A 22,668-nucleotide genomic window follows, 5' to 3' on the forward strand; every position below is an offset into this window, starting at 1 on the left:
GCCGTAGCACGTCGGGAAGATGGGCTGTCTTTAGGTTATGGCCACGCGCGCAGCCCCCAAATTGCGCAGCGGGTGGCCATAACCGGGTCTCAAGTCTCAACAGTGGTTTTGCACAACCACACTGCTGAGGAGACCGGCTATGACCGCCACTCATTTTACTGCTTCGACCTTGCTGGTCGCCATCGACATTTCAAAACACCGGCACGAAGTGCTTATCGGCATTCCCGGCAAGAAGCGCCGTCGCCGCATGACGATTACGAACACGCTGGAAGACTTTCGGCGCCTGTCTGCGGCCCTCACAAGCTATGATCTACCGGTGCGGATCGGGTTTGAGGCGACCGGCAACTACCATCGTCCGTTGGCGCACCATCTCGGCCTGGCCGGGTTCGACCTGAAGCTTGTCTCTTCCGTTGGCTTGGCCCGAACGCGCGAGGCTCTGCACAACAGCTGGGACAAGAATGATCCCAAGGACGCCCAGGTCATCCTGCACATGATGGAGATCGGCGCCGTGCAGTTCTTTCACGATCCGCTGGTCGTAGGGACGGCGGATATTCAGGAGCTGTCGAAGACGCACGAGGTCGTCTCGCGTTCGAAGACCGAGCTCTGGCACCGTATCCTGACGCACTACCTGCCGCTCTACTTCCCTGAGGCGGAAAGGTTTCATCGAAGCTCCCGAACCGACTGGTTCCTCGCGTTCCTCGAGAGGTATCCGACGCCGACGATGATCGCGGCCATGACCCGGGAAGACTTCATCGCTGATGCCTGGCACGTGGTGGGCAAGAAGGTTTCCAAAGAGCGCCTGCTTTCAGATATTTACGCCACGGCGGTCGGCTCTGTTGGTTTGCCCGTCGGACCGGATTCCGACGCCGTTCGCATGTTCCGTCTGGTCCTCGCCGAAGGCAGAAGCCTCGTCCGCCAGCGCAACGAGATCGAAGCGCGTGCGGTCGAGCTGCTCTCCGATCTGCCCGACTATCAGCTGCTGACGACGATTCCCGGCATCGGCCCGATCAACGCCATGACCATCCTGGCCGAGGCCGGCGACCTGCGTCGGTTCCGGCATCACCGCCAGTTCCTGAAGTTCTGCGGCATGGACCTCGCCACCGTGCAGTCCGGCATGTTCCGCGGTCAGAGCCGTATCTCGAAGTACGGCAATGCCCGGCTGCGGCGCACGCTGTGGATGGCCGGCCAGACCGCCGTTCTCAAGCGGACCAACAGCTTCCGCGACAAGTTCGAGCGCTACATCTCGAAGGATCGACACAACGCCCATCTGCGCCGCAAGGCCTACACCGCAATCGCGGCCAAGATGGCGCGCACCGTACACGCCGTGGTCAATCACGGCGAACCCTATCGCCCCTTCTTCGAGGGGGTGAGCCCAGGCGGAAGGACCCCTCTCTGACGAGCCGTGGAGGCAGCTTTCTGACCTCGTAGATAATGTTCGGGCCTTCTGCTTGGGATTTGGGATCTCGTATTGAGGACGGTGAGGGCCGCCGTGGCGCGTACCCTGTGTTTGCTATGGAAGAGATCATTTCTTGACGGCAGAGCCCGTCTGGGCAAACTTATCACGGCATCCGGAACACCGGATGCCCCATGACCTGCTGACCTAAGCAGCCCGAATCTCCCGACATAGGACGTTGTCGGACCTTATGAACGCGGGCGGGCCCCGCAAGATGAACAGGTCTGTCAGGGCATCGACCACGTCGGTCGAATTGAGATTGCGATCGACACGGATCACCAGCGCCTCCTTCGTGAACTCGTCGATGATGTTGAGCGTGCGGAAGATCCGCCCGTCATGCGTCTGGTCCTGGACGAAGTCATAGGACCAGACGTGGTTCGGGCGCTCCGGCCGCAGCCGGACGCAGGACCCGTCGCCAAGCCATAGCCGGCCCTTCCTGGCCTGTTTCTGCGGGACCTTCAGCCCTTCGCGCCGCCATATCCGCTCCACCCGCTTGTGGTTCACGTGCCACCCGACATTGTTCAGAAGCCCGGTAATCATCCGATAGCCGTAACGCCCATGGGCGCGCGTCAGTTCGATGATGTCCTCCGTCAGCCGTTCCTCGTCCGGGGCGCCACATGGAACCTTGCGTTGTGTCGATCGGTGCTGCCCGAGTGTGCGGCAGGCGAGGCGCTCCGATACGCCAAGCGTCTGCCGCACGCGGTCGATGCACTGCCTGCGGCGCGAAGGGCTCAGAAGTTTCCCCGTGCAGCCTCCGTCAGGATCATCTTGTCCAGCGTCAAATCCGACACCGCGCGCCGCAACCTCTGGTTCTCCGTCTCAAGCTCCTTGAGCCGCTTGAGCTGGTCCCTGTTCATGCCGCCATATTGCTTGCGCCAGCGGTAATACGTCGGCTCCGTCACGCCTATCTGGCGCACCGCATCCGCGATCGCCATCCCTTGTCCTTGCAGCACTTCGACCTGCCGAAGCTTCAGCACGATCTCTTCCGGTTTGTCTCGCTTTCCTGCCATCTCTGGTCCTCCTGAAACGGGATAAATCTATCCCAAACGGTGGACCACTTCAGTGGGGGCACTCCAGGTGCGATTATCCATCTCGAACACGTGCGACGTGCCCTGCGGCAGGACGAGCAAGGTATTCATCATATGCCCCGTCGCGGCTTCGCCGTTGATGAACCACATGTTGCCCTCGCGCATCTGGTCCATCATCGACCCCATGTCGCCACCCATCATCATCTGCCCCATCATTCCGCCGTTGAAGACGATCTGGTGCCGCGCGGCCGACGCCATGTCCGGTTCGGCCAGCGGGTTGGGCGGCAGGTCCATCGACCAGTCCGGCACACTGTCCCGCAGCCTGTCAGGCCCGTAGACGAGATCGACCAGACGGTATTCGAGGCCTTCGTAGAAGACATTGGTGACCGTGACGGCCTCTCCGGGTTTGCCGGTCATGTCGATTACCAGATCGACACGCATCGCCGGGCCGATCACCACGACCCCGCCGTCAGGGGCATGGGGCGTCACGGGTTGACCGTCCAGCGCGACCACGACTGGTTCAAAATCTCCAAAATCCAGCCCGAATATCCGCGCGTTCGCCGCGTTGATTAGCCGCAAGCGGATGCTCTCACCGGATTGCACCGAGATCCGTTCGGGGATCTCACCGTCGATGGTCACGGAATTGCCAATACGACCGCCGTGCATCGCGTCATGGCGGTTGCCTAAGTCATCCGACAACTGCCCCGCCCGCGTCATGCGCCAGTCGTCCAGCATCCAGGTCAGGTCACGATCCACGCGGATCGGGTCCACCTCCTCGACGATCAGCGGCCCGTAGAGTCCACGTCTGACCTGTTCCGAACTGCGCTGGTGCGGGTGATACCAGAACGTGCCCGCATCCAGTGCATCGAATTCGTACAGGAAATCGCCATTAACCGGGATCGGGTCCTGCGTGAGGAACGGCACTCCGTCCATCGCATTGGGCGTGCGGATGCCATGCCAGTGGATTGTGGTCCCTTCATCTAACCCATTCTGAGCCAAAACCAGCAATCGGTCGCCCTGCCGGACCCTGATTTCAGGACCGGGGACGGACCCGTTATAGCTCCAGACATTAGTCGGGCCGTATGGTGACGGTCGCAGGGCGGCCTGTCCGGATGCCGCGCGTAGGACGAATGGGTCCCCAGTTGGATCGACCATCGCCATTCGTGCAGGTGACAGAGCGGATAGGGCCGTGAATGCGGCACCTGTGCGAAGCACGCGCCTTCGTGAAATCGGTCTGTGGAGAATCATCGCAACTGCCTTGATCTGAAAGGGTCGCACTCAGCCAGCTTCGGCCAAGGCAACAATCAGGCCTCGCAGCAGGCGAGGCCGGTTTCAGGTTCAGACAGGCAGTTTGGGAGGGAATGGATCAAGCGACGGATTCGTGCCGAGTGAGATCAGAGGTTCGGCACCCCGGACGGCAGTACCAAAAGGCCTCGTGAGCCGCGCTGACGGCATCTTGGCAAGGAGGCCAGAAGTACCGCTGGAGCCGCAAGGAACAGGACACCCACCTTCACAGGCAGTGCTCTCAGCAAATCCGGTGGGATCGCACCCGCCGCAACGGCCATCCGCGCTTTCGGTGGGTTCCATCTGCGCCATAGCCGTGATTGACATACTGGCCGACGACATATCCGGCGCAGTCACTGCACCGAAGGTCAGCATGAGAATCAAAACAAGGCGAAAAACGCAGGTCATACAATTACTGCTACAACCTTCCAGCAAGGGGAGGTCAAGTGACATTCTGTAACTTGGACGTGATACCCCTGTAGTGTATCCGCCTCAGACCTTCGTTACTGCCCTTCGCAGCCAGTTGCTCATGCAAAGGTTCATCAATCCACTTGACGTTGGTCGACGTCAACTTGCCGTCGCAAATGAGGTAATGATGTCCTCATGCTCGGTCAGCTTTTTTCGTGAGTATGAGTTTCCTCCCCATCTCTCGAATTACCGTGACCATAGAGATCGGCGTTCTGATGAGCGCGATCCTCGTGCTCGAATTCGAGGCTGGAATGGCTGATGCCGAATTCTCCCTTCAGCCGCTTCTTAATCGCGCTCTTGATCTCTTCAATCTTCGACCACCCCTCGGCTGCCACGACGACATGGCAGTCGAGCGCAGCCTCGTGCTCTTGCATTTGCCAGAGATGGACGTGGTGGACGTCGGCGACGCCTTCGACTTTCCGCATCGCTTCGACGACGGCCTCGTTGTCGATGTCCGGCGGGCTCCCGAGCATCAGGGTTCGGATTGGGCCGCCTATTTCAGTGAAAGACAGATACAGGATGTAGATCGCGATGCCGATGGTGATGGCAGGATCGACCCAACGCATGTCGTAAAGGATGATCAGCGACCCAGCGACGATAACCGCGACCGAAGCAAGCGCGTCCGACAGGTTATGCAGGAAAAGCGCGCGGATGTTCACGCTGCCCTTCTGCATCGAATAGGTCAGCATTGCGGTCAGCGTGTCGACCACAAGCGCAATTCCACCGAGAATGACGACGGTCCAACCCATGACTTCGGGTGGATCAATCATGCGCATGCCACCTTCGTAGATCAGGTAGAAGCCGATCAAAATCAGGGTGGTGTAGTTAACCAGGGCTGCGACGATTTCGACCCGACCATAGCCGAAGGTCATGCGCTCATCGGCTGGGCGGCGCGCGATCTTGCGTGCGGCGAAGGCAATGACAAGCGAGGCCATATCGGAAAAGTTGTGCAGCGCATCGGCGATCAGTGCCAGGCTGCCCGACAATATGCCCCCGACGATTTGCGCAACGGTAAGAAGCCCGTTCGCCCAGATCGCGATGGCAACCCGCCGATCGCCGGAATCCGGATCGATATGCGCGTGCCCGTGGTCATGTGGCATTGGCAGGCTCCTCATGCGCGTGTGTCGCGCGTCGGTCAGTCTTGAGGCGGTCGCTGCGGAAACCACGAACGCGCGCATTCATCCAGTGGCGTATGATATGACGGTAAAGGGCACCACGCAGCCATCCAAAGGATTGCTCATGGGAAAAATAGAAGGCGTCCGGCGTATCAAACACGCCGAAATCCTGCACGATGCCGGTTTTCTGAATGTAGGTATCTTCTCCGTTCCAGGCGACGGGAGGCGCGCCAAGGCAATCCGTGCCCGCGCCATAACCGCAGAGACTTTCTGTGTCCGAGAATGACGTTTGCAGGACATCGAGGAAAGCGTCATCCAGGATGAAGCCTTCAAGGTTGATCCAGGCACCTTGAAATTCGATCTCGACCCATGAGTGGAGAATTTCCTGCGGAGCAAGCGGATACACCAGCTCAGGGACAACACCGCGCTGCAAGCCTTTATGGATAGTAAACCCATGCAACCGGCAACGAATGCCGACACCACGCAGCAGCGCCATCAAGAGCGTGCCTTTGGTATTGCACTGCCCGTAGCCGTCGGAAAGCACTTCGGATGCGGGGATGTCGTCGGCTCGATTGTATCCGAACGCGATTTCATTCCGAACGAAATCATAGGCAGCTCCGATCCGATCGTATTCGGATAAGCCGCGCCAGCCGCGGGTCTCAATTAGATGCGCAAGAGGCGCGGCGTCAAAATCCAGTAGTTTGGTGGGTGCAAGTAGGGGGTCGGTCATCTGCAACGGAGTCGCTCCTCGAATCGTCTTGGAACAAACCTAATTGCTATAGTCACTATAGCTTCAACCCTTTCTTCAGAAAGAATCTCCCGCAACTATTTGCCCGTGTGAACCGCTTTGTGGTGTTCGCCATGTGCGTCGCGTAGAATATCGATACCGCCCCAGGCCGCGATCCCGGCGACAATCACGCCGACGACGAGGTCCGGCCAGTTGGTTCCTAGCCAGGCGACGAGGCCACCGGCCACGACGATACCGAGGTTCGCGGCGAAATCGTTGTAACTGAAGGTGTTGGCCGCGCGGATGTTGACGTCCGGATTTTTGAGCTTAGCGAGCAGCCAAACGCAGACTGCGTTGATAGCCGCCGCGATCAGGGCCATTGCAATCATGATCGTCCCGAGCGGATCTGACCCACCGATGTAGCGGCGCCACGCATCGTAGAGGATGCCTGCAGCGAACAGGATCAGCAGCCCGCCGGAAACGTTCGCCGCCCCGCGTTTCCATTTGGCGGATCGGGACAAAGCGAAAAGGCTGATCGCGTAGACGAAGCTGTCGGAGAGGTTATCGAGCCCGTTGGCGATCAGGGCACTTGAGTCGCCGAAGGCGCCTGTTGCGAAAAAGGCCACGGCCAAACCGATATTGAGCGCCAGAACGATCCAAAGCGTCCGTCTCTCCATTGAATCTTGTCTAGCGGCCATTTTGTGGTTCCAGCTTGTGTTGTACGACACATTAACTTCTGCGGCTGATCTGCGTTCCAGCCGGAATGTTGGCTGAATTCCTTCAGGCCCCGATTTCCTCGTGCTCGGTCAGGCATTCCGAATGGTCCCGCAACACCTCAAGCACCTTGCAATCTCCCGTCCGCCCGCCGCTGCATTCGTGAACCATGCGTTTCAGTTCCGTGCGCAGCGCCTTCAGGCGGGCCATGCGCTGCTCCACCTGTTTGAGCTGGCGACGCGCGATGGCATCAGCTTCATCACAGGGCCGATTGGGATGGTCGCTGAGGTCGAGCAGCTCGCGGATCGCATCGAGCGAGAAGCCGAGTTGCCGCGAGTGGCGGATGAAGGACAGTCGATCAAGCTGTGCATTGTCGTAGCGCCTCTGTCCGCCTTCGGTCCTGCCAGGTTCGGGCATGAGTCCGATCTGTTCGTAGTACCGGATGGTCTGCACTTTTGTGCCAGTCTTCTTTGACAGAGTACCGATCGTGAGCATTTTCGCCTCCATGAAAAAGATACAGTTTGTGTAGGTTTTGCCGTCGGAATAAACAAGTGTCGGATTCACAGACGCGTGAGTTCAAGCTATACCATGATTTCGTGCTTGAACCTCTAGCAGCTAGAGGATGTATCCGCACAGGCAATAAGAATCAAAATCAGGCGAACAGGATTGTCCCTTACATCGGCACAGAAGTTTCTTTGGGTTTTGGCAGGCGTGGCAGCGCTTGCCTTCATATGGCTTTTGCTATGGTCCGATTATCGTGCCGATAGCGCCCGAACCGACGCCGAACCGCCTTTTTTCGCTGAGTTCGAACTGACGGACCACCAGGGTATGGTTCGAACCGAGGAGGACTTTGCGGGGCGCTGGATGCTGGTTTTTTTCGGCTTTACCAACTGCCCCGACGTCTGCCCGACGACCCTATCCGAGGTCGCGGCGGTGATGGACGGTCTGGGCGACGATGCCGCCAAGGTCCAGCCGATTTTCATAACAATCGACCCTGAACGAGACACGCCCGCAGCACTCGCCGAATACGTCCCGCTGTTCGATGCGGGCTTCATCGGGCTGACCGGCACGCCGGAACAGATCGCCGCCACATCCGAGACCTTTCCGATCTTCTTCGAACGCGTCGAAGAGGCTGCGGCGCCGGATGGTTACACGATGGGCCACACGTCGCATCTGTTCCTCTTCGATCCCGACGCGGGCTTCGCCGACTCGTGGCCCTACGGCACCTCCGCCGAAGAGATCCTCGCCGATCTGGAAGAGAGGATCTGACCGACATGAACCGTATGTCCGGAGAAACAGCCCTCGGGCTGGCGTGGATCATCGCGCTCGTCGCCTCGCTTGCCGTGCTTTTCATCGGCGAGGTGCTGGGGCAGACGCCCTGTGTGCTGTGCTGGTTCCAGCGCGCCTTCATGTTCCCCTTGGCCATTGTCCTCGGGCTCGGCCTTTGGTGGCGGGACGGCCGCGTGGGGCGCTACGGCATCGCATTGGCGCTTGGCGGCGGCGCAATCGCCCTCTGGCACATGGGGCTGTACGTCGGTCTTGTTCCCGAACGCGTCCAGCCCTGCACGGCCACCGGCCCCTCTTGCACCGATGACAACCAACTGGTCGTCGGCATCCCTATCCCGCTGATGGCGCTCGCCGCCTTCGCGCTGATCGGGGCGCTGTCGGCCCTTTCATTGAAGGACACACGAACATGAATCGACGCGGCCTGATCCTGTCCGTTCTTGCCCTCGGCGCCGCCGGTTTCGGCGGAGCCACCTGGTTTGCAATCCGCCCCGGCCCAGTGGCCGAAGCGGAGCCCGTTGCTCCGGAACTTGCGGAGGCGATGATCCGCCCCTACTCGCCCATCCTCGGGCCTGCGGATGCGCCCGTCACAATCGTCGAATTCTTCGATCCGGCCTGCGAGGCCTGTCGCGCCTTTCATCCCATCGTGAAGGACATCATGGCCGAGCATGGGGAAGCTGTCCGCGTCGTGATCCGCTACACGCCCTTCCACGGCGCGGCATCCGAGGAAGCCATCCGCGTGCTCGAGGCGGCGCGCATGCAGGACGTTTACGTGCCGGTGCTCGAGGCCGTTCTGCGGGAACAGCCGAGATGGGCGTCGCACGGTGCCCCGGCGCCTGGCCTGATCCTTCAGATCGCCGCCACGGCCGGACTCGATGCCGAAGCCGCGCGCACGCAAATGCTGGCACCCGGTGTCGTGGCGATCCTTAACCAGGATCGTGCTGACGTCGAGGCCGTGGGAATTCGCCAGACGCCCACATTCTTTGTGAACGGCAAGCCGCTCGATCCATTCGGGGAGGCAGAGTTGCGTCGTCTGGTGGCCGCCGAAGTCGCTGCCGCGCAAAGCTGAATGGAAAGGGCAGGATCAGAACGATGAAAAAGTATATTTTGACTGGCACACTGGCCGCGCTTTTGACCCTTGGAGGGCTCTCGGTGCCCGCGCTGGCCGGACCCGAGGATGTTGTCGTCGAGAACGCGTGGTCCCGCGCCTCCATCGGGATGAACCGTCCCGGGGCCGCTTACATGACGATCCGCAACACTGGCGACGAGCCGGTGACGCTGATCGGCCTTACAACACCGCTCGCGATGATGCCCGAAATCCACGAGACGAAGACCAATGCCGAAGGTGTGAGCTCCATGAGCCCGGCGGGGGAGATCGTGATCGCCCCGGGCGAGAGCATCGCGCTCGAACCGGGGGGCCTGCACGCAATGTTGATGCGGCTGCAAGAACCAATGACGGAAGGGGACACTTTTCCGCTGACCCTGCTTTTCGACGACGGAGGCGAAGTGACGGTCGAGGTGCCGATCCTTGGAATCGCCGCGCGGGGGCCAGAGGACTGATGCGGCGACGGGCGATCCTGGGGTACGGCGCGGCTGGTGTCGGGGCGGTCGCCCTGATGCTCTTCGTCGGTTGGTGGCAGGTCGATGGACCCGGTGGACCGGAACCTGTCGGGCAGCGGCCTGTGGCCCTGACCGAGATGGATTTCCGTCTGACGGATCATGAGGGCAACGCGGTCGGGCCAGAAACCCTGATCGGCCGCCCGACGATGGCGTTCTTCGGCTTCACCTACTGTCCCGATGTCTGCCCGACCACGCTCTCGGACATTTCGGGATGGCTCGATGATCTGGGAGACGAGGCCGACGAGATGAACGTGGTTTTCATCACGGTCGATCCCGAGCGCGACACTGTCGAAACGATGGCCGAATATGTCGGCTACTTCCATCCGGCGATCCGCGGCTGGACGGGACCGGAAGAGCAGATAGCGCGCGTCGCGGACGGCTTCCGCGCCACCTACGAAAGGGTGCCGACGGAGAGCGGCGATTACACGATGAACCACAGCGCGAGCGTCTTCCTGTTCGCAGCCTCTGGGCGGTTCGTCACCATGATCGACTATCACGAACCCAGAGAATTCGCGGTGCCGAAAATTCGCCGCGCGCTGGAAGAAGAAACGGAGGGGGCGACATGAGGCTCAGAACTATGGCGGCTTGTGTCGCAATTGCGGGGATGGTTTTGGGAGCGGCTATCGCCCTCTCTGATTTCATGTCGAAAGAACCCGTGCCGCCGGAACTTGCCTCGGCAGGTAAATGGATGCCCCAAGGTCCTGAAGCTCCCCAAAACGTTGACATCCTCGTGACGCTGCCCGCGACGGCATGGGCAGAAGATGCACCCGACCTCGGCCCCCTGCCCCTTCTGCAGGTCGCGTTTGCCGACAGGCCCGTGCAGGCGATCGAGCCACCCCTGTCGACATGGTCGCGCAACATTGCACCTGGCGAAACGCTCGATTTCTTGCTGTCTGAAGCTGGTCTTGCGGCACCTGACAGAGCCGAAGTTGCCCTCGCGCTTGGCGCGGAATACGATCTGCGACGGCTGCGGCCGGGGCACTCGGTCACTGTTGCTTCGACCATGGACGGCAGCCCCCGCACCGTCTCACTCGCCGTCGAGGACGGGGTTCGGATCGAGGTGGTTTTCGGCGAGCAGTTGTCCACACAGGTCGTGGCTCCGGATCCGGAGATCGTAACCCTTGCCGGCGAAGCCGTGATCGACAGCTCGATCTTCGCGGCACTCGACGAAGCCGGCATACCCGCCCGTTTTTCCGTGGACCTTGCGCAGATGCTGGGTGGGACCGTGGATTTCCGCCGCGAGATGGCCGGTGGCGAAACACTAAGGCTTCTCTGGCGTGAGGCGCGGGTCGGAGAGGACAGGATCGGACAGCCCGAACTCGCCTTCGCCGCACTGGAGATCGGCGGTTCGCTTTACGAGATCGTATGGCCGGACGACGGCAGCGGTCAGGCGACGATCTACGTCGATGGCGAGGTGCTGCGCGTCTTCGCACAGCCGGTCGAGGGTGCGCGCCTCAGCTCGGTGTTCGGACGCCGCACGCATCCGGTCTTTGGCAACGTCCGGATGCACACCGGCGTCGATTTCGCAGCGGCACGTGGGACACCGGTTCAATCGACGGCACCGGGGCGGGTTAGTTTCATTGGCTGGCGCGGTGGCTATGGCCGTGTGGTCGAAATCTCGCACGGCTCCGACACCATGACGCGCTACGCGCATCTGAGCGCCGTGCCGGAAGACCTGGCACAAGGCCAACGCGTTGCGGCGGGAGATGTGATCGGCCGCGTCGGCGCGACTGGCACGGCGACAGGTCCGAACCTGCACTACGAAGTCCTCGTGGATGGGCGCCCGACTGACCCCCTCACTGACGACCGGCTCGCCGAAGCAGCCGAGAGCGAAGCGGATGATACCGCCGCGCTCTCGCGTCTGGCCGAGGCGCGCGCGCTTCTGAATGAAAACCTCGGCAGCGAGATTGCCGAAACGACAACCGAAAGGCTCTGACCCATGAAACGCATGACCCAAGCTCTGGCAATCACCCTCGGCCTGTTACCAGCGGCCCAGGTTCTCGCAGAGGCAACGGCGATCGAGGTCCGCAAGACGAACGGTTGCGGCTGTTGCCTGTCTTGGATGAACCATCTCGAAGAAAACGGGTTTGCGCCGACGGGCGAGAACATGTTCGGTGGGTCGCTGGTTCGCTTCAAGCTCGACAACGGCGTGCCGCAGCGCATGGTCTCCTGCCACACCGCGCTCATTGATGGCTACGTGATCGAAGGCCATGTCCCGGCCGGTGACATCCGCCGCCTTCTCGATGAGCGCCCGGACGCCGTCGGCCTCGCCGTTCCGGCGATGCCCTATGGTTCGCCCGGCATGGGGCCAGAAGACGACCGCGAGGCCTATGATGTCTTCCTCATCCGCAAGGACGGGTCGACGGAAGTCTTTTCGAGCTACGCCGAAGGATAATCTGGCCCGCCCATGGAAAATCTGTCTCCGATAATGCTTGGCTTTCTCGGAAGTCTCGCCGCCGGTTCGCTCACGGCAGTCGGAGCAGTTCCCGTGCTGTTTGGGCGCATCCCGTCCCGGGCCACGCGCGATCTGTCGCTCGGCTTCGCCGCCGGTGTCATGCTGTCAGCCTCGTTCTTTTCGCTGATCATCCCGGCATTGAATGCGGCAGAGCCAATGTTCGAGAACGGCGCGATGCCTGCGGCCATCGTGTGCGTCTCGATCCTTCTGGGAATGGGGGCTGTCGCCCTGATGAACGAAAAGCTGCCGCACGAGCACTTCAAGACAGGACGCGAAGGGCCCGAAGCGGCGTCTTTGCGGCGGGTCTGGCTGTTCATCATCGCAATCACGATCCACAACTTCCCCGAAGGCCTTGCGGTTGGGGTCGGCTTCGGATCCGGAGGTATGGAGGGCGGTCTGCCTCTTGCTGTCGGAATCGGGCTTCAGAATGCGCCCGAAGGATTGGCCGTCGCTGTATCTCTGCTGGGCGAGGGATATCCGAAGCTGCGCGCCTGGGGCATCGCGGCGCTGACGGGCATGGTCGAGCCGATTGGCGGCCTGCTCGGGGCCGGGATCATCACACTGTCGGAACCGCTGCTTCCATGGGGTCTGGCCTTTGCCGCGGGCGCAATGCTCTACGTTATCAGCCACGAAATCATCCCCGAAACCCATCGCAGCGGCCATCAGAACAGGGCGACGCTCGGTCTCGCAGTCGGGCTCGTTCTAATGCTGTTCCTTGATGTCTGGTTGGGATGAGGCAATGTCACTAAACAAGGTATCTCCGATGATCGGCGTCTTCGCAGCACTTGCTGCGTTCGCGATCGATCAGATCACCAAAGCCATTGTCGTTGCGAATGCCGTCACTTTAAGCGCCGGGATTCCCGTGTTTCCGGGATTCAACCTCGTCTTTTATCGTAATGACGGCGTGACTTTCGGGATGTTGGGCGGCGCGCCGTGGTGGAGCCTCATCGCTCTCGCTCTTGCCATCTGTGTTTGGCTGGGGGTTATGCTGTTTCGCGCCGACAATGCGGTGGAAACGCTTGCCTATGGCGCGATCATTGGCGGAGCCCTGGGCAATGTCATCGATCGTGTGCGGTATCGGGCTGTAACAGACTTTCTCGATTTCTACATTGGCACAACACATTGGCCTGCCTTCAACTTGGCCGATGTATTTGTCGTCAGTGGCGTGGGGCTCTTGCTCGCCGCGCCATGGATCAGCGCGCGGCGTTCGATCAAGTCGTGAAGCCGGAAATTCTGAACCGCATCGCTCTGCGCCACCGTTTGCTTTCGCGGGTGACGCTTGGTTTCGTCGCCGGGGCGCTGACCGTTCTGACTTTCCCGCCTTTCTCGATTCTCCTGCTCGTTCCCGTTGTCTATTCCGCGTTGTTTGTCGGTCTTCGCGGTCTCTCCTTCGGGCGTGCTTTTCTCGTCGGCTGGGCGTTCGGACTCGGCCAGTTCGGTTTCGGGATTTCATGGATCGCGGAGAGTTTCTACGTCGAGGCCGAGCGGTTTGGGGCGATGGCGATCCCGGCCGTCGCGGGATTGTCCGCAGGTCTCGCGATTTTCCCGGCCATTGCCGCTGTGCTCTTCGCCGAAATCGCGCGGCGCGGAGCCCTGGGCAATCTCCTGGCCTGCCTCCTGTTCGCGACCTTCTGGACCGTGGCCGAGTGGTTGCGTGGTCACGTTCTGACAGGTTTTCCGTGGATCCTCGCCAGCTACGCTCTGGTCGATTACGCCGCTTTGCGCCAGCCCGCCGCGTGGGTCGGAAGCTATGGGCTAAGCTTTCTCACCGTGTTCGTCGCGGCACTTCCCGTCGCGGCTGTCATGGCGTCCGGGCGGCAACGACTGACCATCTCGCTCATGGCGCTGGCCGGCATCGCGACGATGTGGGCCGTCGGCACACTTCGCCTCCAGTCGGATACAGAACAGCCACCCGGTGTCGACCTGCGCATCGTCCAGGGCAACATTCCACAAGAGGAGAAATGGGCTCCCGAGAACCGCGAGGCGACCTTCGCGCGCTATCTTGAGCTTTCAACCCGGCCCGGCGATTTCGACGTGCTTCTCTGGCCGGAAACCGCCTTTCCGGGTTTCCTCGATGAGGATACGGAGGCACGGGCCCGCATTGCCGCAGCGCTACCAGACGGCAGAGTGCTGCTTACCGGTGTGCCGGACCGTGTACCGAGCGAGGATGGCACCCGATATTTCAACACGGTCCAGGCATTTGACGAGACCGGCGAGATCCTGACCGGATACGCGAAACACCATCTCGTGCCCTTCGGCGAATATGTGCCATTCCGCGGCTGGTTGCCCATCGAGCGGCTCACGGCGGGTCTGGGCGATTTTACGCCCGGACCGGGCCCGAGAACGCTTGCGCTTCCGGGTGTGCCGCTGGTCGCCGTGGCGATCTGCTATGAGATCATCTTCCCAGGGCATGTGGTCGACGACCTGTTCCGGCCGGACTGGATTTTCAACGCGACAAACGATGCCTGGTTTGGCACCAGCATCGGACCCGAGCAGCATCTGGCTTCCGCACGTATGCGCGCCGTAGAGGAAGGCCTTCCAGTCATCCGAGCCGCGAATACGGGCATCTCTGCGGTCATCGACGCGAGCGGAGAGATCGTTGCGCGGCTCGATACCGGCGAAACGGGCATCATCGACGCTAGCCTGCCCTCCGCGCGACCGCCGACACTCTACGCGAGCTTCGGGGACTGGATGCTGTTGGCGCTCATCTTGGCTTCGTGGAGCTGGGCAATGGCGCCAATGCGACGGCTCACTACCGCCGCATGAGAAAGACCGTCATGCAAAGATGTGGATAGGTGTCCCGTCCTTCACCATTGCATAGATGTCCTCGATCTCCCGATCCGTGACCGCGATGCAGCCAGCTGTCCAGTCGCGGACATTTGTCGGGTCGATGCCGGGGCGTGGGCCACCATGGATGAAGATGTCGCCGCCGGGGGAAAGGCCCTGCGCTTCGGCAAAGGCGATGTCGGCCTCGTTCGGATAAGAGATGCCAATCGAAAGATGGTAGGTGCTGTTGGGGTTTCGCCTGTCGATTGTGTAAACTCCTTCCGGAGTCCGGCCATCCCCCTCGAATTGTTTGTGACCCTCAGGAGCGAAACCCAGCCCGACCGGATAGGTTTGCAAGACGCGATCGGCTCCGTCGAGAACAAGCAAGCGCTGTCCCTTGTAAAGCCGAACACGGGTGACTTCGGGTCCGTCATAGCTGCGGAACTTGCTGGCACACCCGGACAGAAACGCTACCAGCCCGCCCAACAGGACGGCGCGGCGGGGAAATCGGATGGTTTTCACTGCTCGATGCCTCTTTCGTGAGGTCTGTTATGGACATTACGTTACCTTGCAAATGCTGCGTGATCAATGTCCGTGGGCAAGCGCGGCCTTTGCCATCTGTGGGCCAACCTGCTCACCGCCGGACGGCGGCGCCTTGGCCTCTTGGCTGTTCAGCAGGCGCAGGGCATTGGCCACCACCAGCAATGACACTCCTACGTCGGCTGCAATCGCGCCCCACATCGATGCCAGTCCGAACGCGGTAGCGACAACGAAAACGCCCTTGGTCGCCAAGGAAATACCGATGTTCTGATGAATGATCGACATTGTCCGGCGCGAATGACCGATCAGCCAAGGCACCTTGCCGAGATCGTCGGTCATCAGGGCTATATCCGCCGTCTCGATTGCCGCGTCCGAACCAACGGCACCCATTGCGATGGCGTAATGCGCGCGCGCCATGGCCGGGGCGTCGTTGACCCCGTCGCCGATCATGGCCACCATGTCATGCGTTTCGACCAGTTCTTCGATGGCAGTCACCTTGTCTTCGGGCAGAAGCTCGGCACGGACCTCGTCGATGCCGACCTCGGCTGCAACAGCGCGCGCTGTCCGCTCGTTATCACCGGTCAGCATGACGATGGTCTTCACACCCTGCGCGTGAAGCTGCGCCACGATGCCTTTGGCATCCGGGCGGATACGGTCGCGCAATTCCAAGATGCCGGTGACACCGGTGTCGTCGCCCACGGCAACAAGGGTGCTGCCAGCCCCTTCGATGCGGTCGCGCAAATCCTTCGGAATGGCGTCGCCGAAACCCTTCTCCTCGGCAAACCGGTCCGACCCCAGCCAGATCGACCGGCCGTCTGTGCGTCCTTCAAGTCCCCTGCCCGGAACGGTTCGGGTATCTTCCGCGGCGGATACCTTGATGCCGTCGGCTTCTGCCCGCGCAAGAATGGCGCGCGCCAAGGGATGCGAGGAACGTGCCTCCAGCCCAGCGGCGAGGGTCATCAGATCTTGCGCCGATGCTTTGCCCAGCGGATGCACCGCCGCCACCTCGGGCTCGCCCATGGTGATCGTGCCGGTCTTGTCCATGGCCAGTGCAGTGGTCTTGCCCGGTGCCTCAACATATGCACCGCCCTTGATCAGCACCCCGGCCCGCGCTGAGGCGGTGAGTGCAGCGACGATGGAGACCGGTGTCGAGATGACCAGAGCGCATGGGCAAGCGATCACCAGCAGCACGAGTGCATTGTAGAACCAATAATCCCAGGCCCCCCCGAAAATGAGCGGCGGCAGCAGGGCAATTGCAATGGCGAGAGCCATGACGATAGGCGTATAGATGCGGGCGAATTTCGCCACCCACTGCTCCACCGGCGCGCGGCGGGCATGGGCGTCGCCGACCATGCGGATAATCTTGGCCAACACGGTGTCCGAGGCGGCCTTCGTGGCGCGCACCGTCAGTGTGCCTTCGCCGTTGATCGTACCGGCATAGACTTCGTCGCCCCGTTCCTTTGGGACCAGCGCACTCTCTCCGGTGATCGGCGCCTGATCGACGGCCCCTGCCCCATCGACAACCTCACCATCCAATGGGATGCGGTCTCCGCCGCGCACGATGAAACGTGCGTTGATAGCAACCGCAGAAGCCGGAACGTCCGCTTCCGAGCCGTCATCATGAAGAACTCTTGCCGTCGGCGGCGCGAGGTCGAGCAGAGCTGAAACCGCATTCCTCGCACGCCCGACGCTCCAGCTTTCGAGGTAGAGCGAGAGCGAAAAGAAGAACGCGACTGTCGCCGCCTCGAAAAATTCGCCAAGCCCGATGGCACCGGCCACGGCGACCACCATGAGCAGGTTCATGTCGGGCGACAGCCGCCGAGCGGACGACCATGCCTTGGGTGCCACGAGCCAGACACCGAACAGGATCGCAACCGCGAACAGCCCTGCCTCGACCAGTGGCATCGGCGCTTCGCCGTGACCCGCGAAGAGGCCGAGCGCCCCGCCCATGCCGGTCTCGATGATGTGCCACAGAAATCCCGCGGCCCAGAAGCCTCCACTGAGCGCCGTAAACAGCCGCTGTCTTGCAAGATGGGCCGCCTGGTCGACCGACGCGTTCTCGGCATCCCAAGGCTTGGCGGTCATGCCGGTGCTTGCGACCAGTTCTGCAATTTCGCCGTCCGATAAACTCTTGGCGCTGTCGAGAATAGTCATCCGCCCATTGATCACGTCGAACGCGAGATGCTCGGCCCCGCCGATCTTCGGGCCGACCACCTTGTTCAGGATTGCTACCTCCTCGGCGCAATCGAGGCCGGACACCTGAAAACTGCGCCCGCCCGCTGGCGCGGGGGTCGCCGGAACGATGTCGCCGCACGTTCCGGCGCTCCCGCAGCAGCTGCCGCCGCTTGTCTGGGCATCTTCGGCGTGATCGTGGTCGTGACGATGGGTGTCGGGCGGCATGAATGGACCTCTGGATTCGGGTGCTTTACCATGACATAGCCCCTACAGTAGCTAGAGCTTCAAGAGCAAAATACGGTGGTATTTCAGTTTGTTTTATTGCTAGAGGATGCGGCGACCGGCTCCATCACGCCTTGAGGCATGAAAAGCCGATGCAAAGAAAAACAGACACGAAAGGAAGCTTGATGCGGGTTTTGATGCTGAAGCAAAAAATAATTGTTGCAGTGGCGCTGTCTCTTACGGCCGGGTGCGCAATCCAGCCGACTGGACCGGGCGACTCGGCAGACCGGCGGGGCAAAGTTCCCGAAGCCGTGATTGCAATGGCTGCCCCGGATCAGGATGTTGCAACCGCGCGCTTGGTGCCCGAGGACGGGTGCTACTGGTACAAACACAGCGGCCCCGTAGAAACAACCTTGCTGCCGCTGCGCACGGCGAACGGCAATCGTATCTGCACCCCTCGCGAAACTTAATTGCGTTTGCCGTCCGCTGCTTGGCTTAGCTGCGGGCAGTCACGCTGTCCTCCGCCGAGTAAAGATAGGCGGTAGAGCCGGTCTCGACGTTCGGGTAAAGATCATTGATATGAGCCATGACCATCCGTACGCAGCCCGAACTTGCGCGGCCACCGATACTCCGTGGGCTCGGAGTGCCATGGATGCGCAAAAGGGTATCGCGATCCCCGACGTAGAGATACAGCGCCCTCGATCCAAGCGCGTTTTCCGGTCCCGGTTCCATGCCATCGGCAATGTCAGCATAAAGTTCGGGGTCGCGATTGATCATGCTCTGTGTCGGTTGCCAGTGCGGCCACCTGACCTTGCGCTTGATGGTATAGACACCCGGCTCGTAGAGGTTCCCCCGCGCGATGGCCACGCCGTAGCGCATCGCGGTTCCACCCTCTTCAATGTGGTAAAGATATCGTGCGACCGCGTCGACATGGATATCTCCCGGCACGAGACCGGCCTTCGCGACCACACGTTGCGGTAGGAACCGCGGGTGCAATCCCCATGGGTTGGAAGTCTCGGCAACATAACCCTGAGGCGTCACCTGTGCGTCCCATTCAGCCTTCTGAGCCTCGGTGGGCCAAGTGTCGGCAAAAGCCATACCGGGACCGGTCACCGAAAAAAGCGCCGTTGTTGTCTGAATGAAGTGTCGTCTTGTCAGCATTTCGTACCCTTTCGGTTCTCACCGGCGATTGATGGCAAGAACGGTATGTGTTCTCCTTGAACAGATAGGACTTCTAGTGGCTAGAGGTTCAAGGGCAAATTTTCGTAAGTAGACATGCGATCCTTGCAGTTTCCAGTTTGCTAGGGAGGTGTCGCGTTGCCCTTTAATCTGAGACGCGACGCGTTTGGCGACAATTTTTGCCCTTAATTGTGAGATACGGCTGTCATGGGGCCCCTGTTTCTCGCGCACCTTTGCGCGATGTGATCAACCGCGGCAAGCAATCGAGGCTCCTTCTCGAAGGCGCGCAAGAGAGCAACCCTTGCATAGTCGTCGATGCTTTTGCTGACGATGGCTGCCTTAGCCAAGGGATGAGATCGAGCGGCGGCGATTGCGGCGAGGCAGAACAGCCTAACTTCCGATCTGGGGTTCTGGACAGCGAACGACGGATCCCCGCGGAAGGTTTTGAGTGACATGGCAAAGGTGACTGCGCGCATTGCGCGCCGAAGTTGCTTGGGGCCGCGCGAGCGCGCGGCGCACTCAAGCATCTCTGCCCCGCGGCGCGCTCGGTATATCAGTTTTCCAGATATTTGTTCCTCACGGAGTTTGCCAAGGGTCTGCACAAGTCTCGTCCCGCAAACTTGGCAGTCAAATGCCCAGGCCCGCCTCCAATGCCTGAGCAAAAGACCCTCTCTGGAGCATCGCAGGCAATGCTGGAATGGCATCTGAGCCGTCAGTGAGGCTTCTCGTGGCGTCATTGCCGGAAAGGTCAAAGATCGAACAACATCTGGGTTAACCCGTGCGGCGTTGGCAATCTTCGCCGCCGCAGCCGCGTCGACGTTGAAGTCCAAGGCGGTGCCATGCGCGGTATCGATTCTGAGATGAGCCAGTAGTTCCGCATCATCACAGTAGTTGGCCGCCGCCAGCCGAGACAACCAACCTGACAACAACTCGTCTGGCAGCGGCGCGACAGTCTTGGGCAGCGGGTGCGGCTTCACACCCGGGACTTCTGGAGCCGCCGATGGGGGTTCGCATGGCGCGACCAAACCGGCGTCCATTTTGCGATTGCGTCATCGGTGATGCATTCCTCGCCTGTGATAATGGCGTCGATGGAAAGATCCTTGACCAGAGCGAAGATGCGCGAGGTCACCCCACCGGTCAGTGCCAAGACCTGCTTGAGAGATTTGACCTTCAGGTTGGACTTCTTTTCCAGTGGCATGGCAGCAATAAGGGTCTGGATCATGTCCGAGAACTCGGCATCGTCGCGCCAGTTTGGCAGATGATGTTCGTCCAGCCGTCGGGCAAGCTGGATATCACCGCGAATAGCATCGACGGCCTCGCTGACCCCAAGGCAGACCAGTGACACCTCGAGTTCATTGCTGAGATACCGCAGGACATTGAGAAATCGGCGCTGTTCGCGGTGGGTCCCGGCCAAGAGATTGTGGACCTCGTCGATCATGATCATCCGCAGGCCAAGGTCGCGTAAGAGCGCGATGACACGGACTTCGAGGGAAGCCACATTTTGAGCGCGGGCGCTAAGAGCCGTCGCCGGGGCGCCGACGGCGGCCAGGATGTGCAGGTAAAACCGCCGTTCATCAGGTGCGGGCGGCGCTTGCAACAGCAGAAGCGGTGTGCGGGTGATGCCCGACGCCGGATCGTATTCTGGTGCGAACTTGCGCGACAGGTTTCGGGCAATCATCGTCTTTCCGATCCCGGAGGCGCCATGCACAAGAAGCCCAGGCATACGGGTTTGTCGTGGCGCTTCGATCATGCCCTGCAAGCGGTCCAACACCTGTTCCGCCCGAGGAAAGCCGATCCAGATATCCGATTGAATGAGGGCGATCCGGCCGTCTTCTTCAGTTGTCCCTGCCCTCAATTCACCATCTCTCCACCTTGAACAATGGGCGCGATGTATCACCCGTATCGATCGGGCGCAGCCCTTCGGTTGTCGAGACGGCCGAGTTCGTGCCCTTCAATGTCCCTTTTCTTTCACGGGTTCTGCGTTCGGCCTTCGTCAGGCCCCGGCTTTCAGCTTCGATCTGGCGTTGCTGTCGGATCAGCTCAGCCAGCACCAGCTCATTAGACCCGGACTTGCCAAGGGCACGGGCCTTCCTCATCGCTTCGCGATATTCCCAGAGCGAGACGGGCGGAATTTCCAGGTTTCTGTACCGCGCCTCAACATACCGGCCATCGTCCAGTTCGACCCAGATCATTGAGATATCGCGAGGATCGTAGCGAACGACCACCTTTCCATCCCCGCGCCCAATGTGGCCTGCAAGGGCATCGGACCAGTACCTTATCTGGAACAGATGGATGCCGTCACGCCTGATCTTGCGCGGTTCACTCGGCAGGAAGCTCACCTGAAAGGCTTCCATCTCGAAGGGGATGTCGCCTGTCATTTGCTCTGAGAGCGCCTCCCATTTGGCAACGGGCGTGCAGCCAAGACTTGAATGAATGCTGTTGTTGTAACGGCAGATTTCCAGAGCAAACCAGCGATCGAATTCGCTCAACGTCATCGTGGCCTTGCTTTCGGCGTCATAGTCGCCCTTTGCCGCGATCGAGGATTGCGTTGTTCCCGGCAACAGGTGAACGGCCCCCATCATGGTGCCGATCAACCGTTCGATGTGACCACCGAAGTGAGGACTTGCTGGCGGTCGATAGACCAGATCGATCCCCCAATCCGCACAGGCCGACCGAAAGGCGCGCGACCGGAAATCGCGACCGTTATCGACGTGGATGCTGTGCGGTTTGCCCTGTGCCGGCCAAGGAACATCGCACGCCAATTCCGCAAGAAGTTCCTCCTTGAGGGTCACCGCCTGTGTCAGGCAAAGCGCCACTGACAGACGCGAAGGTGCCTCGAGAGAGGTGTAATATCCGGTCACCATCCGCGTTGCGACGTCGATCGCCAGCGTGACCCAAGGCCGCCCAATTGGTTTGCGTTCAAAGCCGTCGACAAGAATGATGTCCGCCGGTGTATGATCAATTTGGACGATCTCCAGTGGCATACTGGCCTTGTTCTCACCTGTGACCGGCGCAAATTTCTGGCGGGCCGCCTTTGCGCCCTCTCGTGCCTTCGCAACTTCGCGGGCATCCATCGCATCCAGACGACGCTGAACCGTTCGCCGTGTCGGCGGTTGCAAGCCCTCCTGCCAGCAAGCGCTGCGGATTTCTGTCACGACGCGCGACAAGCTCGAACGCTCCCGGCGCAAGAAATAGCGGCGAAGGTGCTCCTCGATTACCGCTTCGACTTTGCTGGATATTAACATCGTCCCGGTCGGGCGGCCCCGTTTCCGCGGAGCCAGAGCGCTGGTGCGCCCACCCTCTTCCGCCAACCGTTTTATCCAACGCCAGACCGTCGCCCTGCTGACACCAAGCTCCCAAACGGCGTCATTGATGCCACGTTCCAGGCTGCCAGTCCCATTGAGATATGCCTGAACAAGAGGGCGCAGCACCGCGGCCCTGCGCGCCTCTTCAGCACCAACGGCAACGGAGTCTTCGCCATCATCATTCATCGATATTTGCCGCAAATGTCTGTGAACCCTGTCTCAGGTTTAAGGGCAAAAATATCAGAATTAAAGGCAAAATCTCATATTTAAGGGCAAAACTCAGCCGTTGATTTCGTTGGATTTCCCATCTCACAATTAAGGGCTACGCGACAG

23 protein-coding genes and 1 pseudogene are annotated in these 22,668 nt (G+C 60.7%); 12 read left to right on the plus strand and 12 right to left on the minus strand.

What is annotated here, in order from left to right; all coding sequences use genetic code 11:
• Positions 1-139: 139 nt before the first annotated feature.
• Positions 140-1,396 carry an IS110 family RNA-guided transposase gene (locus tag CLM60_RS02790; RefSeq protein ID WP_095587669.1) on the plus strand — a complete coding sequence of 419 codons (1,257 nt, stop codon included), beginning with the start codon at positions 140-142 and terminating at the stop codon, positions 1,394-1,396.
• 234 nt (positions 1,397-1,630) lie between these two features.
• Here CLM60_RS02790 and CLM60_RS02795 read toward each other — a convergent pair.
• From CLM60_RS02795 to CLM60_RS02825, 6 genes and pseudogenes are all read right to left on the minus strand, one after another.
• A pseudogene (locus CLM60_RS02795) lies at positions 1,631-2,463 on the minus strand (IS3 family transposase); the annotation flags it as partial.
• Between the two features lie 27 nt (positions 2,464-2,490).
• Positions 2,491-3,729, minus strand: coding sequence for a multicopper oxidase family protein (locus CLM60_RS02800; RefSeq protein WP_342745100.1), 1,239 nt, complete (start codon positions 3,727-3,729; stop codon positions 2,491-2,493).
• Between the two features lie 647 nt (positions 3,730-4,376).
• Positions 4,377-5,333 (minus strand): cation diffusion facilitator family transporter, encoded by a 957-nt coding sequence (locus CLM60_RS02810; protein WP_057796924.1) that lies wholly within the window; start codon positions 5,331-5,333, stop codon positions 4,377-4,379.
• Entirely contained in the window at positions 5,323-6,078 is a 756-nt protein-coding gene (locus tag CLM60_RS02815; protein ID WP_095587675.1) for a transglutaminase-like domain-containing protein, read from the minus strand. Before CLM60_RS02815 ends, CLM60_RS02810 begins: the two co-directional genes overlap by 11 nt.
• Positions 6,079-6,173: 95 nt before the next feature.
• A complete protein-coding gene (locus CLM60_RS02820) occupies positions 6,174-6,752 on the minus strand; it encodes a cation efflux transmembrane domain-containing protein (RefSeq protein WP_043772518.1) in 579 nt (192 codons plus the stop codon).
• Between the two features lie 103 nt (positions 6,753-6,855).
• Positions 6,856-7,284: a MerR family transcriptional regulator gene (locus CLM60_RS02825; protein WP_013959865.1), complete on the minus strand. Its 429-nt coding sequence runs from the start codon at positions 7,282-7,284 to the stop codon at positions 6,856-6,858.
• A gap of 207 nt (positions 7,285-7,491) precedes the next feature.
• On the opposite strand from CLM60_RS02825, the gene CLM60_RS02830 reads away from it, so the two are divergent.
• The 10 genes from CLM60_RS02830 to lnt are packed head-to-tail and all read left to right on the plus strand — an operon-like array spanning position 7,492 to position 14,914.
• Entirely contained in the window at positions 7,492-8,058 is a 567-nt protein-coding gene (locus tag CLM60_RS02830; RefSeq protein ID WP_095587676.1) for an SCO family protein, read from the plus strand.
• A 5-nt stretch (positions 8,059-8,063) separates the two neighbouring features.
• A complete protein-coding gene (locus CLM60_RS02835; protein WP_043772523.1) occupies positions 8,064-8,486 on the plus strand; it encodes a disulfide bond formation protein B in 423 nt (140 codons plus the stop codon).
• Entirely contained in the window at positions 8,483-9,142 is a 660-nt protein-coding gene (locus CLM60_RS02840; RefSeq protein WP_018001721.1) for a DsbA family protein, read from the plus strand. The genes CLM60_RS02835 and CLM60_RS02840 overlap by 4 nt, the downstream gene beginning before the upstream one ends.
• A gap of 23 nt (positions 9,143-9,165) precedes the next feature.
• Complete coding sequence (locus tag CLM60_RS02845) at positions 9,166-9,633, plus strand: copper chaperone PCu(A)C (protein WP_076367368.1); 468 nt, start codon at positions 9,166-9,168, stop codon at positions 9,631-9,633.
• On the plus strand, positions 9,633-10,259 hold the full coding sequence (locus CLM60_RS02850) for an SCO family protein (protein WP_076367370.1): 627 nt from the start codon (positions 9,633-9,635) through the stop codon (positions 10,257-10,259). Before CLM60_RS02845 ends, CLM60_RS02850 begins: the two co-directional genes overlap by 1 nt.
• Positions 10,256-11,629 carry a M23 family metallopeptidase gene (locus tag CLM60_RS02855; protein WP_076367372.1) on the plus strand — a complete coding sequence of 458 codons (1,374 nt, stop codon included), beginning with the start codon at positions 10,256-10,258 and terminating at the stop codon, positions 11,627-11,629. The genes CLM60_RS02850 and CLM60_RS02855 overlap by 4 nt, the downstream gene beginning before the upstream one ends.
• A 3-nt stretch (positions 11,630-11,632) precedes the next feature.
• On the plus strand, positions 11,633-12,088 hold the full coding sequence (locus CLM60_RS02860; RefSeq protein WP_076367374.1) for a DUF411 domain-containing protein: 456 nt from the start codon (positions 11,633-11,635) through the stop codon (positions 12,086-12,088).
• A gap of 12 nt (positions 12,089-12,100) precedes the next feature.
• The gene (locus CLM60_RS02865) at positions 12,101-12,883 is read left to right on the plus strand and encodes a ZIP family metal transporter (RefSeq protein WP_009573592.1); all 783 of its coding nucleotides are present in this window, start codon (positions 12,101-12,103) and stop codon (positions 12,881-12,883) included.
• Positions 12,884-12,911: 28 nt separating this feature from the next.
• Positions 12,912-13,370, plus strand: coding sequence for a signal peptidase II (gene lspA / locus CLM60_RS02870; RefSeq protein WP_076367376.1), 459 nt, complete (start codon positions 12,912-12,914; stop codon positions 13,368-13,370).
• The gene (gene lnt, locus CLM60_RS02875) at positions 13,337-14,914 is read left to right on the plus strand and encodes an apolipoprotein N-acyltransferase (RefSeq protein ID WP_095587677.1); all 1,578 of its coding nucleotides are present in this window, start codon (positions 13,337-13,339) and stop codon (positions 14,912-14,914) included. Before lspA ends, lnt begins: the two co-directional genes overlap by 34 nt.
• Before the next feature lie 9 nt (positions 14,915-14,923).
• On the opposite strand, the gene CLM60_RS02880 is transcribed toward lnt, so the two are convergent.
• Positions 14,924-15,436, minus strand: a complete 513-nt coding sequence (locus CLM60_RS02880) for a L,D-transpeptidase family protein (RefSeq protein WP_018001713.1) — start codon at positions 15,434-15,436, stop codon at positions 14,924-14,926.
• A 63-nt stretch (positions 15,437-15,499) separates the two neighbouring features.
• Entirely contained in the window at positions 15,500-17,854 is a 2,355-nt protein-coding gene (locus CLM60_RS02885; RefSeq protein WP_018001712.1) for a heavy metal translocating P-type ATPase, read from the minus strand.
• A 182-nt stretch (positions 17,855-18,036) separates the two neighbouring features.
• On the opposite strand from CLM60_RS02885, the gene CLM60_RS02890 reads away from it, so the two are divergent.
• The gene (locus CLM60_RS02890) at positions 18,037-18,321 is read left to right on the plus strand and encodes a hypothetical protein (RefSeq protein WP_038068706.1); all 285 of its coding nucleotides are present in this window, start codon (positions 18,037-18,039) and stop codon (positions 18,319-18,321) included.
• A 25-nt stretch (positions 18,322-18,346) separates the two neighbouring features.
• On the opposite strand, the gene CLM60_RS02895 is transcribed toward CLM60_RS02890, so the two are convergent.
• From CLM60_RS02895 to CLM60_RS02910, 4 genes are all read right to left on the minus strand, one after another.
• A complete protein-coding gene (locus tag CLM60_RS02895; RefSeq protein ID WP_026155629.1) occupies positions 18,347-19,012 on the minus strand; it encodes a L,D-transpeptidase in 666 nt (221 codons plus the stop codon).
• A gap of 203 nt (positions 19,013-19,215) precedes the next feature.
• Positions 19,216-20,007, minus strand: a complete 792-nt coding sequence (locus tag CLM60_RS02900) for a TniQ family protein (RefSeq protein WP_040610016.1) — start codon at positions 20,005-20,007, stop codon at positions 19,216-19,218.
• Complete coding sequence (locus CLM60_RS02905) at positions 20,004-20,885, minus strand: TniB family NTP-binding protein (RefSeq protein ID WP_095587516.1); 882 nt, start codon at positions 20,883-20,885, stop codon at positions 20,004-20,006. The genes CLM60_RS02900 and CLM60_RS02905 overlap by 4 nt, the downstream gene beginning before the upstream one ends.
• Before the next feature lies 1 nt (position 20,886).
• On the minus strand, positions 20,887-22,521 hold the full coding sequence (locus CLM60_RS02910) for a Mu transposase C-terminal domain-containing protein (protein ID WP_141246441.1): 1,635 nt from the start codon (positions 22,519-22,521) through the stop codon (positions 20,887-20,889).
• Between the last annotated feature and the right edge of the window lie 147 nt (positions 22,522-22,668).

Origin of the sequence: Actibacterium ureilyticum, from assembly GCF_002285435.1 — a bacterium.
In the GTDB taxonomy this organism is placed as follows: Bacteria; Pseudomonadota; Alphaproteobacteria; order Rhodobacterales; family Rhodobacteraceae; genus Actibacterium_C; species Actibacterium_C ureilyticum.